This is a genomic window from Rhodanobacter sp. KK11 (genome assembly GCF_033345435.1).
In the GTDB taxonomy this organism is placed as follows: Bacteria; Pseudomonadota; Gammaproteobacteria; order Xanthomonadales; family Rhodanobacteraceae; genus Rhodanobacter.
On the sequence record NZ_JAWPMI010000003.1, the window covers coordinates 400,790 to 415,389 of the forward strand.

Consider the following 14,600-nt stretch of genomic DNA (forward strand, 5'->3'; position numbering starts at 1 on the left):
CCCGGCAACAGCCATCTTCATACACACTGGAAGCAAACCGCAGGAGACTCGACATGCCACGCTACAGCAGGACTCCCGATGCCTTGTCGCGGCTCACTCCCGAGCAATACAGGGTGACCCAGCAAAGCGGCACGGAGCGCCCCGGTACCGGCGAATACCTGCACAACCGGGAGCCGGGCATCTACGTCGACGTCGTGTCGGGCGAGCCGTTGTTCGCCTCGACCGACAAGTTCGAATCGGGCTGCGGCTGGCCGAGTTTCACCCGGCCGATCGAGCCGGCCCACGTGCACGAGCTGCGCGACGCTTCGCACGGCATGATCCGCACCGAGGTGCGCTCGGCGCACGGCGACAGCCATCTCGGCCACGTCTTTACCGACGGCCCCGCCGATCGCGGCGGGCTGCGCTACTGCATCAACTCGGCCTCGCTGCGTTTCGTCCATCGCGACGACATGGAAGCCGAGGGCTACGGCGCTTATCTGGACCAGGTGGGGGACGTGCGATGAGCACGGAACGTGCGGTACTTGCCGGCGGTTGCTTCTGGGGCATGCAGGAGCTGATCCGTCATCAGGACGGCGTCGTGTCGACGCGGGTCGGTTACACCGGCGGCGACGTGCAGAACGCCACCTACCGCAACCACGACGGCCATGCCGAGGCGATCGAGGTCATCTTCGACCCGGCGCGAACCAGCTATCGCACGCTGCTGGAGTTCTTCTTCCAGATCCATGACCCGTCGACGCCGAATCGCCAGGGCAACGACCGCGGCAGTTCCTACCGCTCGGCGATCTTCTATACCTCGGAAGAACAGCAGCGGGTCGCCGAGGACACCATCGCCGACGTCGACGCCTCGGGCCTGTGGCCCGGCAAGGTGGTGACCGAGGTGGCGCCCGCCGGTGATTTCTGGGAGGCCGAGCCCGAGCATCAGGATTATCTCGAGCGCTATCCCGACGGCTACACCTGCCACTTCATCCGACCGGGCTGGAAGCTGCCCCGCCGCCCGGGCCCGGCCACCGGTTGACGGCAAGCGGCCGGCACGAGCCGGCCATCAACGCCCGAAGATGATTTCCTTGCCTTCGTGGTCGCGGTCCCAGCCGCGCAATTGGTCGCGGATGTGGGCGATGCGCTGGCGACCGAGTGCGTTGCGTTCCTCGTCCAGCACCTGGCCGTCCAGCAGCTCGGCCAGGCGTTGTGCCGTGGGCAGCATCGCATCCCACGCGTCCAGCGCGGGCAGCGGCGCCGGCAGGGTCATGAAGAAGCTCACGCCGGGCGTGCGCAAGGCATCGAGCTGCGCCAGGTCGAAGTTGCCCGGCTTGAGCATGTTGGCCACGCTGAAGATCGGCCCCAACTCGCGCTTGCCGTCGACCAGTCGGTGGTAGATGCCCATGTCGCCGAACTCCAAGCCGGCTTTCTCGGCGGCCACGACCAGGTCCGGGCCATGGAAGCGCCCGCCATCGCGGGCCACCACGAACAAGGTGACGATGCGCTCCACCGGCAGCTGGGACGGACGCCGGCCGAGCTCGGAGCGCGGTGGCGCAGCCGGCGCTGCCGCGGCTGGAGCGGCTGCCGGCAGCGGAGCTTCTTCCGCCACGGGCGGGTGTTCGGTTGCCGTCACCGGCTCGCCGGAGCTGGGCGCGCGCAAGGCGTCGATGATCGAGGCGACATGGTCGGCCAACTTGGGCTGTTGCCGGGACCTGGCGGTCCTGGCTACGCCGGGCGCGGGCGCCTTGGCGCGCTCGCCGGACAGCGTGGCACCCAGCCGTTCGAGCTCCTCGCGCAGGCCGATCTCGAGTTCGCCCTGCTGCGGCTGCGTGCTGCCGATGAACGGCTCGCCCGCGACCGGTCCGTCCCCGGGCTCACCCAGGGTGGGCTCGCGGCGTTCACCGGCGTGCGGCTCCGACGCCGCCCTGCGCCTGCCCTGCTCTTTCTTCGGCTGGCCGAACAGCCAGATCAACGCCAGCACGATGAGGCCGACGATCAGCAGCGGGATGCCGACGGCAGGGTTCCAGGCAAAGGCAATCGTCATCACGGGCTCCTTCAGGCAGCTCCCGCCAGTTTAGCCGCTTCGGCCAGGTCCACCTGCACCAGACGCGACACGCCCGGCTCGCGCATGGTCACGCCGCACAGCTGGCTGGCCGCTTCCATGGTGGCCTTGTTGTGGCTGATGAAGATGAACTGCACCTTCTCGCTCATTTCGCGCACCATATTGGAGAAGCGACCCACGTTGGCCTCGTCCAGCGGCGCGTCGACCTCGTCGAGCAGGCAGAACGGTGCGGGATTGAGGTTGAAGATGGAGAACACCAGGGCCACGGCGGTCAGCGCCTTCTCGCCGCCGGAGAGCAGCGAAATGCTGGACGGCCGCTTGCCCGGCGGCCGCGCCATGATCGACACGCCGGTGTTGAGCAGGTCATCGCCGGTCAGTTCCAGGTAGGCATGGCCGCCGCCGAACAGGCGCGGGAACAGCTCCTGCACGCCGGCGTTGACCTTGTCGAAGGTTTCCTTGAAGCGTTGGCGGGTCTCGCGGTCGATCTTCTTGATCGCGCCTTCCAGCGTTTCCATCGCGTTGGTGAGGTCGGCCAGCTGGTTGTCCAGGTAGGTCTTGCGCTCGCTCTGCTCGGCGTGCTCCTGGATCGCAGCCAGGTTCACCGGCTCCAGTCGCGCGATCTTCTGGCCGATGTCGTTGAGCTGGGCGCGCCACTGGTCCGCGTCGATGTCCTCGGCCAGTTCGGTCAGCAGGGTTCCGAGCTCCAGGCCGGACGCGGCGATCGCCTCGGCCAGTTGCTCGGCGCGCAATTGCAGTGCCTGCGCGGCAAGGCGTTTCTCGGACAGGCCCTCGCGCAGGCTGGCCAGCCCCTGCTCCGCCAGGTGCCGCTGCTGTTCGAGCTTGCGGAATTCGACGTCGCAATCTTCAAGCGCGCGACGCGCCTCGACCAGTTGCCTGTCGACCAGCAGGCGCTGGTCCAGGTAGGCCTGCCGTTCGGCTTCGAGTTCGGCGATCGGGTCGGAGCCGGCAGCGAGCTGTTCGGTGATCTCGTCGCGGCGCGCCTCGATCTGGCGCAGCTGGGCCTCCATGCGGCCCAGCGACTGTTCCAGCGAGCTCAGCGACGAGCGTTTCGATTCCAGCGCCAGCGCCAGCGCGTGAGACTGTTCGGCGGCCTCGCGTGCGTTCATGCGCGCTTCCTCGCGCGCTTCGAGCAGCGTGCGGCGCTCGTTCTCCAGTTCGCGGCGCTGGTCTTCCAGGTCGCCCATCAGGCCGACCGATTCGTCCAGCCGCGCGCGCGCCTCGCGGGTCTGGCTCTGCAGCTCGTCGAGCTGGGTGGCCAGATCATTCAGTTCGCCGCTGACCTTCTCGGCGCGGGCGCGGGCGGTTTCCAGCTTGCCACGATGACTCTGCAGCTGGCCGGCCAGTTCGGACTGGCGGCGATGCGCGTTGTACAGTTCGCGCTGCGCATCGTCGCGGGCGCGCTCGGCCTCGAACTTGCTGGCGCGCAGCGCGTCGAGCCGCTCGCCGGACTCCTCCAGTTGCGCTTCCAGTGCAGCGATCTGCTCGACCAGCAGGCGCAGCTCACGCTCGCGTGCCAGCACGCCGACCTGGCTGCCCTGTGCGCGGCGCACGCGCGCCCAGCCCGGGCCCAGCCATTCGCCGCTGCGCGTCATTACCGACTGGTACGGCGCCAGCGCGGACAGTGCGGCGACGCGCTGATGCGCCTCGTCCAGCGATTCGGCGGTGAGCACGTGGCCGAGGATCGCCAGCGCCGCAGCGGGGCCACGCACGTGGGCGGCCAGCGTGCCGGCGGTGTGGGTGCCGCCGTCGGCGGCGTCGAGCAGCGCCACGTCGGCGTTTTCCAGCGCTTCGAATTCGGCGGCCAGCGCGTGCGAACCGTCCACCAGCACGCTGTCGAGGAAACCGCTCAGCGCGGTTTCGACGGCAGTTTCCCAGCCGTTTTCGACCTGCAGCGATTCGCCGAGGCGGCGTGACTTGTTCAAGCCGAGGCGGGCCAGCCAGCCGCTGGCGGCGTTTTCTTCCTGGCCGAGTGCGGCGTGCTGCAGCGCCTCCAGCGAGGCCTGCCGACCGCGCGCTGCCTGCAGTTGCTGGCGCGCCTCGTTCAGCGCCGACTGCACCTGGCGCTCCTCCTCCAGCAGCTTCTCGTGAGCGGACTTGTGCTGGTCGAGCAGGCCGCCCAGCGTCTCGACGCGCTCGCGCTGGGCCTCGTGTTCGTCGATCAACTGCTGGCCGGCGGCGTCCAGCGCGGCCACGTCGGTGGCCTTCTGCTCGGCTTCCAGTGCCTCGCGCCGGCGCGACAGGTCGACCGCCTGGCGGTCGAGATAATTGAGCTTGGTGCGTTCCACCTCGGCCGCACGGTTGGATTCGCCGGCGTTGCGGGTATGGCTGTCCCAACGCTGCTGCCAGTCGGCCAGTTTCGCCTCGGTGCTGCGCTGGGCTTCGGCAGTGTCGTCCTGCAACTGCTGCAGGGCTTCCAGCTTCGGCTCGCCCTCGGCCAGCGCCAGGCGCAGCGCCTCGACCTGCTCGCGGTCGGCGGCGATGTGCGCGGCCAGCTCGGCATGCTCGCGTTCGGCGTCGCCGTGGGCGCGCTGCAGGCGCTCGGCGGTCTCCTTGTTGTAGCGCACCTGCTGCTCGACGCGGGCAATCTCGGCGCCGACCTTGTACACCTCGCCCTGCACCGCGTTCAGGTGCTCGCTGGCGTCGGTGTGGCGCTCGCGCACGCTTTCCAGCTGCGCCTCGATCTGGCGCTGGCCGGCCAGCTGCTTTTCGATCTCGATCTCGGCGGCGGAGAGCACTTCGCCCTCACCCGCGTGCTGGCTCTTCAGTGCACGATATTCCAGCGCGCGCAGCTCGGCCTCCTTGCGCGTCTGCTCTTCCTTCAGCGCCTTCCAGCGCTCGGCCGCGCGGGCCTGGCGATTCAGGTGTTCGAGCTGCTTGTCCACCTCGTCGCGCACGTCGCGCACGCGGTCGAGGTTCTCGCGGGTGGCCTTGATGCGGCTTTCGGTTTCCTTGCGGCGCTCCTTGTACTTGGAGATGCCGGCGGCTTCCTCCAGGTGCGTGCGCAGATCCTCGGGCGCCGCCTCGATGATCTGGCTGATCATGCCCTGCTCGATGATCGAGTAGCTGCGCGGGCCGAGGCCGGTGCCGAGGAACAGGTCGGTGATGTCGCGCCGGCGGCAGCGCGCGCCGTTGAGGAAGTAGGCGGACTGGCCGTCGCGGGTGACCTGGCGCTTGACCGAGATCTCGGCGTACTGGCCGTACTCGCCCTGGATCGAGCCGTCGGCATTGTCGAAGATCAGCTCCACCGTGGCCTGCCCCACCGGCTTGCGCGTGTTGGAGCCGGAGAAGATCACGTCGGTCAACGAATCGCCACGCAGGCGGCTGGCCGCGCTCTCGCCCATCACCCAGCGGATCGCATCGATGATGTTGGATTTGCCGCAGCCGTTGGGGCCGACCACACCGATCATGTTGCTCGGCAGGTGCAGGGTGGTCGGGTCCACGAAGGACTTGAAACCGGCGAGTTTGATCGTGCTCAGGCGCATGCGGTCGTCATTGGGTCGGCAGTAGTGCCCGCGCAGTCCGGGCGACAAGGCACTGTGCCAAACGCACGGCGGCGCCGCAATGCATTCCTGCATGCTGCACTACTTTAATTATATGATTCAATTTACTGTTTTAAATTACTTTTTTACTTTGCATCGATCGACAAGGCATGGATACCGTTATCCATCAGCCCGTCGAGCGCTGCATAGATCATCCGGTGACGCCTGATCGGCGACTGGCCGGCGAACGCAGCGCTGACGATGCGCACGTGGAAATGGCCCTTGCCCTCCCCCGCGTGGCCAGCGTGCTTGTGGCCTTCGTCCAGCACCTCCAGCTCGGTCGGCGCAAAGGCGGTCTGCAGGCGCCCGCGGATCTGCTCGATGACGGGTGGCGCGCTCACGGCAGCACTTGGCGGAACGGCTTGACCGTGGTTTCGCGGTAGACGCCGGCGGCGACGTACGGATCGGCGCCGGCCCAGGCCTGCGCCTCGGCCAGCGAAGGGAACTCGGCCACGATCAGGCTGCCGCTGAAACCGGCCGGACCCGGATCGTCCGCGTCGATCGCCGGGAACGGACCGGCCAGCAGCATGCGGCCTTCATCCTGCAGCTGCTGCAGGCGGGCCAGGTGCGCCGGCCGCGCGGACTTGCGCGCTTCCAGCGAGTTTGCGTTGTCGGTGCCGATGATCGCGTACCACATGGGTCAAGCCTCCGGGCGCATGTAGGGGAACAGCAGCACGTCGCGGATCGAGGACGAGCCGGTCAGCAGCATCACCAGCCGGTCGATGCCGATGCCGAGGCCGCCGGTGGGCGGCAGGCCCACTTCCAGCGCGCGGATGTAGTCGGCGTCGAAGTGCATCGCTTCGTCGTCGCCGGCGTCCTTGGCTTCCACCTGGGCCTTGAAGCGCGCGGCCTGGTCTTCCGGGTCGTTCAGCTCGGAGAAGCCGTTGGCGATTTCCTTGCCGCCCACGAACAGCTCGAAGCGGTCGGTGATGCCCTTGTCGGTGTCGTTCTCGCGCGCCAGCGGCGACACCTCCACCGGATGCTGGATGATGAAGGTGGGCTGGATCAGGGTGTGCTCCACCGTCTTCTCGAAGATCTCCAGCAGCAGCTTGCCCCAGCCGTAGCCGTCCTTGACGTGGATGCCGAGGCGCTTGGCGTGCGCGGCCATCGCCGCGCGGTCGCGCAGTTCCTCGCGGCTGATTTCCGGGTTGTGCTCCAGCACCGCGTCTTCCATCGTCCAGCGGCGGAAGGCGGGGCCGACGTCGATCCGCGCGCCGTCCCACTCCAGCTGCGTGGTGCCCAGCACGTGCTGTGCGGTGTCGCGGATCACCGATTCGGTGAGATCCATGATCTCGTTGTAGGTGGCGTAGGCCTGGTACAGCTCCAGCATGGTGAACTCGGGGTTGTGCCGGGTCGACACGCCCTCGTTGCGGAAGTTGCGGTTGATCTCGTACACGCGATCGAAGCCGCCGACCACCAGCCGCTTCAGGTACAGCTCCGGCGCCACGCGCAGGTACAGATCGAGATCCAGTGCGTTGTGATGGGTGACGAACGGCTTGGCCGTGGCGCCGCCGGGAATGACGTGCATCATCGGCGTTTCCACTTCCATGAAGCGGCGCGAGGGCGCCTCCAGCCACTGGCGCATGTAGCCGATGATCCGCGAGCGCAGCATGAAGGTACGCCGCGCTTCCTCGGTGACGATCAGGTCGACGTAGCGCTGGCGGTAGCGCTGCTCCACGTCGGCCATGCCGTGGTGCTTGTCCGGCAGCGGGCGCAGGCTCTTGGTGAGCAGGCGCAGCACGTCCACCCGCACCGACAGTTCGCCGGTCTTGGTGCGCATCAGCACGCCCTCGGCGCCCACGATGTCGCCCATGTCCCAGCCCTTGAACGCCTCGTAGGCGGCCTCGCCGAGCGTGCCCTGGTGGATGAACAGCTGGATGCGCCCGGTCATGTCCTGCAGTTGCGCGAAGCTGACCTTGCCCTGCACGCGCTTCAGCACGATGCGGCCGGCCACCTTCACCCGGCGCTGCGCCGTCTCGACGACCTCGGCGGTGTACTTGTCCTTGTCGGCGAACTCTTCATGCAGGTCGCCGACGAAGCTGTCCACCTTGAAGTCGTTGGGGAAGGCGATGCCCTGCTCCCGCAACGCTGCGAGTTTCTCGCGGCGCTCGGCGATCAGCTTGTTCTCGTCGACGGCAGGCAGGGTATCGGTGGCTTCGCTCATGGGGCTTCCGTGGTGACCGGCGTACGCACGCCGGTCGGCAGGTGTGTCTTGGTGGTGTGGATGTGGGGCGGTCAATCGCCCTTGTCGAACACTTTCCTGGTGGCGTTCCTGGTGGCCTCCCAGCCTTCCTTCGCGCCGTGACCGATGGCGATGCCGGCGTCCCTGGCACCATGGCCGACGGCAATGCCCGCCTTCTTCGCGCCGTGGCCGATGCCGGTACCCGCTTCCTTGGCGCCGTGGCCGACCTTCCTGGCCACGCGCTTGGTGGCGTGGCCCACGTCGCGGGCGCCGTCGGCAACGCCATGGCCGACGGCCTTCGCGTCCTGCTTGATGCCGCCGCTTTCCTGCGACTGCGCGGCCACGCCGAACGCCGCCAGCGCGGCGCAGGCCAACAGGAGGGTGCAGATCTTCTTGCCGTTCATGCGGGTCACCTCGTCAGTGATCGGAACTCAAGCATCAATGCGTTTGGCGCCGGCGTCCAGACCGGACTTCAAGCTGGCCTCGATGAACTCGTCGAGATCGCCGTCCAGCACCCTCTGCGTGTCGGAACGCTCCACGCCGGTGCGCAGGTCCTTGATGCGGCTCTGGTCGAGCACGTAGTTGCGGATCTGGCTGCCCCAGCCGATGTCGGACTTGGTCGCTTCCAGCGCATCCTTCTCGGCATTGCGCTTCTGCATCTCCAGCTCGTACAGCTTCGCCGCCAGCATCTTCATGGCGCGGTCGCGGTTGGCGTGCTGGCTGCGTTCGGTCTGGCAGGCCACCACCACCCCCGTCGGCACGTGGGTGATGCGCACCGCCGACTCGGTCTTGTTGACGTGCTGGCCACCGGCGCCGGAGGAGCGGTACACGTCGGTCTTCAGGTCGGCCGGATTGATCTCGATGTCGATGCTGTCGTCGACCTCGGGCGAGACGAACACGCTGGTGAAACTGGTGTGGCGGCGGTTGTCCGAATCGAACGGGCTCTTGCGCACCAGGCGGTGCACGCCGATCTCGGTCTTCAACCAGCCGTAGGCGTAGTCGCCCTCGACGCGGAAAGTGGCCGACTTGATGCCCGCCACGTCGCCGCCGGAGACTTCCAGCAGCTCGGTCTTCCAGCCGCGGTGCTCGGCCCAGCGCAGGTACATGCGCAGCAGCATCTCGGCCCAGTCCTGCGCCTCGGTGCCGCCGGCGCCGGCCTGGATGTCGACGAAGGCGTTGGCCGAATCCATCTTGCCGGAGAACATGCGCTGGAATTCCAGCTTGTCGACCTGTGCCTCGAGCCTGGCCAGGTCGGCGGTCACCGACTGCGCGGTGTCGTCGTCGCTGTCGGCAATGGCCATCTCCAGCAGCTCGTCGGCGTCGGCGAGACCGGCGGTCAGCGTGTCGATGCCGTGCACGATGGTGTGCAGGCGGGCGCGCTCACGGCCCAGTTCCTGCGCGCGCGCCGGGTCGTCCCACACGGTGGGACTCTCCAGTTCGCGGGTTACTTCTTCCAGACGTTCGCTTTTCGTAGCGTAGTCAAAGATACCCCCTAAGCGACTCGACGCGGTCGCGAAGGTCGGCGATCTGCGCATGGATGGGATTGGTCTCGATCATGTCGGTTTCAGGCTTGGATGCAAGCCACTTAGGATAACAGACGCCACCGCATCGACGCACCGCCGCGCCCGCTCCGGCGCCGCTCAGGCCAGCGCCTGCTGATGCACGCCTTTCACCGCCCGCCCGGACGGATCGGCGGCGTTCGCAAACGCCGGATCCCACGCCAGCGCCGCCGGCGACGAGCAGGCGATCGACTTGCCGCCCGGCACGGTGGCGGCGCAGGCCGTGCCGGGGAAATGCTGTTCGAAGATGCGCCGGTAGAAATACGCTTCCTTGGTCGTCGGCGTGTTGAACGGGAAGCGCGCGGCCGCCGCGGCGAACTCGCGGTCGCTCACTTGTTGCTCGGCATGCGCCTTGAGACCGTCGATCCAGCCGTAGCCCACGCCGTCGCTGAACTGTTCCTTCTGGCGCCAGAGGATTTCCTTCGGCAAGGCGCCCTCGAAGGCTGCACGCAGCACATGCTTCTCGATCCTGCCCTGCCCCGCCATCTTGTGCGCGGCGTCCATGCCCATCGCCACGTCGATGAATTCGAGATCGAGGAACGGCACGCGGGCCTCCACGCCCCAGGCCATCATCGCCTTGTTCGCGCGCAGGCAGTCGTAGCTGTGCAGCGCGTCGAGCTTGCGCACGGTCTCCTCGTGGAACGCCTCGGCCGACGGTGCCTTGTGGAAGTACAGGTAGCCGCCGAAGATCTCGTCCGAGCCTTCGCCCGACAGCACCATCTTCACCCCCATCGCCTTGATCCGCCGCGCCAGCAGGTACATCGGCGTGGCGGCGCGGATGGTGGTGACGTCGTAGGTTTCGATATGGCGGATCACCTCGGGCAGCGCGTCCAGCCCTTCCCAGAAGGTGTAGACGAAGCCGTGATGCACGGTGCCCAGCGCATCGGCGGCGACCTGCGCGGCGGCCAGGTCGGGCGAACCCTCCAGTCCGATGGCGAACGAATGCAGGCGCGGCCACCAGGCCTCGCTGCGGTCGTTGTCCTCGATGCGCTCGCGCGCGAATTTCGCGGCACAGGCGGCAACCAGCGAAGAATCCAGTCCGCCGGACAGCAGTACGCCGTACGGCACGTCGGTCATCAACTGGCGGTGCACGGCCTGCTCGAATGCCTTGCGCAACGCTGATGCGGCTACATCGTGGCCGCGCGTGACGGCATAGTCGCGCCACGGCTTCAGGTAGTAGCGCTGCAGCTCGCCGCTGGCGCTGTCGTAGACATGGCCCGGCGGGAACGGCGCCACGTCGGCGCACACGCCGACCAGCGCCTTCATCTCCGAGGCCACGCACAGCCGGCCCTGCGCGTCGTGGCCCCAGTACAGCGGGCACACGCCGATCGGGTCGCGCGCGATCAAGTAGCGCTGCGCCGCGCCGTCCCACAGCGCAAACGCGAAGATGCCGTTGAGCCGGTCCACGAAGTCGCTGCCCTGCTCGCGATACAGCGCGTTGATCACCTCGCAGTCCGAGCCGGTGGTGAAGTCATACGTGCTGGCGGTGCGCAGTTCGCGGTGATTGTAGATTTCGCCGTTCACCGCCAGCGCCAGCGCGCCGTCGCGCGAGCGCAGCGGCTGCGCGCCGCTGGCCGGGTCGACGATGGCCAGGCGCTCGTGCACCAGGATCACCCCGGCGTCAACGAACACCCCGCTCCAGTCCGGTCCGCGATGGCGCTGGCGTTGCGACAGCTCCAGCGCCTGCCGGCGCAACGCCGCCAGGTCGTCGCCCGGCTGCAGGTCGAACATCCCGAAAATCGAACACATGGCGAAGTTCCTCGGTTGCTGGTGATGAATACCGCTCTTGTGAAGAGTCAGCCATGGATGGCCGGGTGTTGCTCTTGCGCGGACGGAACCGCGCACAAAGTTGAAACATCGGCCATGGATGGCCGGTTTGCCTTGCGCGAACGGATTCGCGCGCACATAACGAAAGAGGCCCGCACTGGGCGGGCCTCTTTCGCGTATTCGATGGAAACTTGCAGCTACGCGCGGGCCCGCCAACGGTTGGCGTTATTGTTCGCGCGATTATTGTTGTTGCCGGCCGGCACGAAGCCCCGCGCGGAAGGCGCGGTGAGGTTCAGGCAGCTGGCGGCGACGGGATGCATGGGCCAACTTGAGCAGATCGCTCCGGCCTTGGCAAGTGCCGCGAACACCCCGACGGGTGCCTCAGCCATCGCCTGGAGCCGTGATCCAGCGGGTGGCTTCCTCGATCTCCGCGCCGTGGAACAGGCGGAACTGGGCCGGTATGACGAAGCTGAAAGCCATCGCGGTGGCGCGCAGCCAGACCACGTCGGTGACCAGGGCCACGCGGTCCCAGCCGCTGAAATGGCGCATGCCCAGCTTGGCATCGTCCCACATGGCGCCCGGGTCGAAGCCGGTGAAATCGTCGGCGGTGACGTACAGCAGGCGCAGCTTGCGGTTCAGCGCGAACGCGGCCTCGACATCCGGCACGATGATGTTTTCGTAATCCTGCGCCGTCACCTGGCCGTGGGCGCGGAAGCCCAGCGTACCGGGCGGCAGTCCTTCGATCAGTGCGATCACGGGTGTTCTCCATGAGCGGGCGAACGCCAGTCTGGAACGGGTCGCGTGAAAAACGCGCAAGCGGCATCAGGCCGGTTCGAGATGCCGCAGCAGCAGCCGCGGCGACTCACGACCCTGCCAGTCGTTGATGGTCAGCTCGTAGGCCGCGCGCAGCCGCGACGGTGGCGGCTGGCCATGGTAGGCGTTGAACATCACCGCCTCGTGCACGGCACCGTCGCGCGGGTCGCGCAATTGCAGGCGCAGGTGGCTCTCACCCATCAACTTCCAGCCGGCGCACTCGAACAGGTTGTCGAACAGCGGCTCCGGGAAGGCCTGGCCCCAGGGCCCGGCTTCACGCAGTTGCCGGGCCAACGCCAGTGTGGCGGCGCCGGGCGGCAGCTCGCCGTCGGTGTACAGCACCGCCTGCAGGCGCTCGGGCTCGATCAGCTCGCGCGCGACGGCGTCGAAGGCGGCGGCGAAACGCGGGTAGTCGGCGGTTCTCAGGCTCAGCCCGGCAGCCATCGCATGGCCGCCGAAGCGTTCGATCAGGCCAGGCTGGCGCGCGTCGATCGCAGCCAGCGCGTCACGGATGTGGAAGCCGGGGATCGAGCGTGCCGAGCCGCGCAGATGCCCGGTATCGTCCTCACTGGCGGGGGCGAACGCGATCACCGGGCGATGCAACCGCTCCTTCAATTTCGACGCGACCAGGCCGACCACACCCGCGTGCCACGACGGTTCGTACAACGCCACGCCGACCGCGTCGACATGCCCCAGGCCGGCGACCATGGCCTCGGCTTCAGCCACCATCGAGGCCTGCAGCTCGCGCCGCTCGCGGTTGATCGCATCGAGCTGCCCGGCAAGGTGGCGCGCCTGCGCCACGTCGTCGGTGAGCAGGCACTCCACGCCCAGGCGCATGTCTTCCAGCCGCCCGGCGGCGTTCAGGCGCGGCCCGATGGAAAAACCGAGATCGCTGGCGCACAAAGTGGCCACGCTGCGTCCGGCGGCTTCGACCAGCGCGGCAATGCCGGCACAGGCGCGGCCGCTGCGCATGCGCTGCAAGCCGGCCTCGACCAGCACGCGGTTGTTGAAATCCAGCGGCACCAGGTCGGCCACCGTGCCCAGCGCGACCAGGTCGAGCAGCGGCGACAGATCGGGCTTCGCCGCGCCGAACGCGCCGTCTTCGTGCAACTTCGCACGCAGTGCCAGCAGCAGATAGAACATCACCCCCACGCCCGCCAAGTTTTTCGTGCGTGCGTCCTGCACGCGAGAGTCAAAAAGCGGGCTCCCCTGCCCGCACTTCTCAAGACTCACATTGGGGTTCACGAGCGCATCGCACGCCGGCAATTGCTCGCCGGGCAGGTGGTGATCGGTAACGATGACCTTGATGCCGCGCGCCTTCGCCGCGGCGACGCCGGCCACACTGGCCACGCCGTTGTCGACGGTGACGATCAGTTGCGGCGTCGGCTGCATCGAGGCCACGAACGCCGCGCTCAGGCCGTAGCCGTGCACGAAGCGGTTGGGGATCGCGTAATCGACCCGTTTCGCGCCGAGCAGACGCAGCCCGCGCACCGCCACCGCGGTGCCGGTGGCGCCGTCGCAATCGTAGTCGCCGGCGATCAGGATCGACCGGTCGTCGCGGATCGCCTCGACCAGCAGCTCGACCGCCTGCGCCATGCCGCCCAGCAATTGCGGCGACAGCATCCGTGCCAGCCGGTGCTCGGCCTGGCCGGGTTCCAGCACGCCCCGCGCGGCGTAGATCCACTGCAGCACCGGGTGCACCGAGTCCGGCCAGCCGTGCGGCGTACCCCTGCTTTCGCGTCGACGCAGCTGCAGCAAGCTCAACGCCCTGCCCCGCGCCAGAAGCGCCAGCGATGACCGGGCTTGTGCAGCCAGCGTTCGCCGCTGGCGAAATGCAGCACGACAACGCGGCGTTCGAGCACCGGTTGCAGCAGCGGCCACCAGCGCGAGGCCAGTTCGTGCGCCGGCAGGTCCTGCAGGTCGATCAGCCAGCCGGCCTCGCTGGTGGCGATGGCCTCGGCTGTGCGCAGTTGCTGCGCGATGCCGGCACGCGCGGCCAGCGCGCGCAGCAGCAGGTCGTCGCTGACCACGCCGGCCAGTTCGCTGGCCACCGGCGGCGGCAGGCATCCACCGCCCCACAGCCACAGGCTGTTGACCGGCGACTGCCCGCGCGCCTGTCGTTGCGCATTGAGCGGATGCTGGTGCAGCAGCACCTGGATGTCGTTGAGCAGTACACGCCAGCGGCGCCCTTGCGCGCCTTGCGGCAGGTGCTGCGCCAAGTCCTCGCCCAGCGCCTGCTCCGGCGCGGCAAACTCCGGCAGCGGCGTATCGGCCGGCAGGCGCAGGTGCCAGTGGTCCGGCGTGGAAATCTCCAGTTGCATGCCGGCCTCGTCGAATACCGGCCGCAGCGGTGCGGCCAGCGCCTGCGCTTCGTCCATGCCCAGCTCCATCCGGCCGCAGGCGAGCAGGCGCACGCCGTTCATGTCCGGCTGCACCCAGGCCGGGTCGGCTGACAGCCAGCTGTCGTCGCCTGCATCGCCGGCGAGGAATTCGCGGGTGATCGCCGCGGCGGGCACGAGCGCGGCGATGCCCCGGAAATGCTCGCCCAATCCGCCCAGGTAGCCGACGCCGCCATCCGGCAGGCGGTCAGCGCGGGGCAGCCATTGACGCAACGGATGGCCCGGCTCGACATGCGCGAGTGCAGGCAGCCACAGTTGCAGCGATCGCTCCGGCTTGGACAT

13 protein-coding genes are annotated in these 14,600 nt (G+C 68.1%); 2 read left to right on the forward strand and 11 right to left on the reverse strand.

The window, feature by feature from the left end; all coding sequences use genetic code 11:
- The first annotated feature begins 53 nt into the window (after window positions 1-53).
- Window positions 54-503, forward strand: coding sequence for a peptide-methionine (R)-S-oxide reductase MsrB (gene msrB / locus R5H19_RS09770; RefSeq protein ID WP_318158804.1), 450 nt, complete (start codon window positions 54-56; stop codon window positions 501-503).
- A complete protein-coding gene (gene msrA, locus R5H19_RS09775; RefSeq protein WP_318158805.1) occupies window positions 500-1,015 on the forward strand; it encodes a peptide-methionine (S)-S-oxide reductase MsrA in 516 nt (171 codons plus the stop codon). The genes msrB and msrA overlap by 4 nt, the downstream gene beginning before the upstream one ends.
- A 27-nt stretch (window positions 1,016-1,042) precedes the next feature.
- On the opposite strand, the gene zipA is transcribed toward msrA, so the two are convergent.
- From zipA to R5H19_RS09830, 11 genes are all read right to left on the reverse strand, one after another.
- The gene (zipA, locus tag R5H19_RS09780) at window positions 1,043-2,020 is read right to left on the reverse strand and encodes a cell division protein ZipA (RefSeq protein ID WP_318158806.1); all 978 of its coding nucleotides are present in this window, start codon (window positions 2,018-2,020) and stop codon (window positions 1,043-1,045) included.
- A gap of 11 nt (window positions 2,021-2,031) precedes the next feature.
- Window positions 2,032-5,541 (reverse strand): chromosome segregation protein SMC, encoded by a 3,510-nt coding sequence (smc, locus tag R5H19_RS09785; protein ID WP_318158807.1) that lies wholly within the window; start codon window positions 5,539-5,541, stop codon window positions 2,032-2,034.
- Window positions 5,542-5,684: 143 nt separating this feature from the next.
- Window positions 5,685-5,939, reverse strand: a complete 255-nt coding sequence (locus R5H19_RS09790; protein WP_318158808.1) for a BolA family protein — start codon at window positions 5,937-5,939, stop codon at window positions 5,685-5,687.
- Window positions 5,936-6,235 carry a YciI family protein gene (locus R5H19_RS09795; RefSeq protein ID WP_318158809.1) on the reverse strand — a complete coding sequence of 100 codons (300 nt, stop codon included), beginning with the start codon at window positions 6,233-6,235 and terminating at the stop codon, window positions 5,936-5,938. Before R5H19_RS09795 ends, R5H19_RS09790 begins: the two co-directional genes overlap by 4 nt.
- Before the next feature lie 3 nt (window positions 6,236-6,238).
- Complete coding sequence (gene lysS / locus R5H19_RS09800) at window positions 6,239-7,762, reverse strand: lysine--tRNA ligase (protein WP_318158810.1); 1,524 nt, start codon at window positions 7,760-7,762, stop codon at window positions 6,239-6,241.
- A 71-nt stretch (window positions 7,763-7,833) separates the two neighbouring features.
- Complete coding sequence (locus tag R5H19_RS09805) at window positions 7,834-8,184, reverse strand: hypothetical protein (RefSeq protein WP_318158811.1); 351 nt, start codon at window positions 8,182-8,184, stop codon at window positions 7,834-7,836.
- 27 nt (window positions 8,185-8,211) lie between these two features.
- Window positions 8,212-9,337, reverse strand: a protein-coding gene (prfB, locus tag R5H19_RS09810; RefSeq protein ID WP_318158812.1) for a peptide chain release factor 2 whose coding sequence is annotated in 2 segments (ribosomal slippage) — window positions 8,212-9,261 and window positions 9,263-9,337 — 1,125 coding nt in all. Because the reading frame shifts where the segments join, the coding sequence is not laid out codon by codon here.
- A gap of 83 nt (window positions 9,338-9,420) precedes the next feature.
- Window positions 9,421-11,088, reverse strand: coding sequence for an asparagine synthase B (gene asnB / locus R5H19_RS09815; RefSeq protein ID WP_318158813.1), 1,668 nt, complete (start codon window positions 11,086-11,088; stop codon window positions 9,421-9,423).
- A gap of 399 nt (window positions 11,089-11,487) precedes the next feature.
- Window positions 11,488-11,862 (reverse strand): STAS/SEC14 domain-containing protein, encoded by a 375-nt coding sequence (locus R5H19_RS09820; RefSeq protein ID WP_318158814.1) that lies wholly within the window; start codon window positions 11,860-11,862, stop codon window positions 11,488-11,490.
- Between the two features lie 66 nt (window positions 11,863-11,928).
- Window positions 11,929-13,683: a single-stranded-DNA-specific exonuclease RecJ gene (gene recJ, locus R5H19_RS09825; RefSeq protein ID WP_318158815.1), complete on the reverse strand. Its 1,755-nt coding sequence runs from the start codon at window positions 13,681-13,683 to the stop codon at window positions 11,929-11,931.
- Entirely contained in the window at window positions 13,680-14,600 is a 921-nt protein-coding gene (locus tag R5H19_RS09830) for a phosphoglycerate mutase (RefSeq protein ID WP_318158816.1), read from the reverse strand. The genes recJ and R5H19_RS09830 overlap by 4 nt, the downstream gene beginning before the upstream one ends.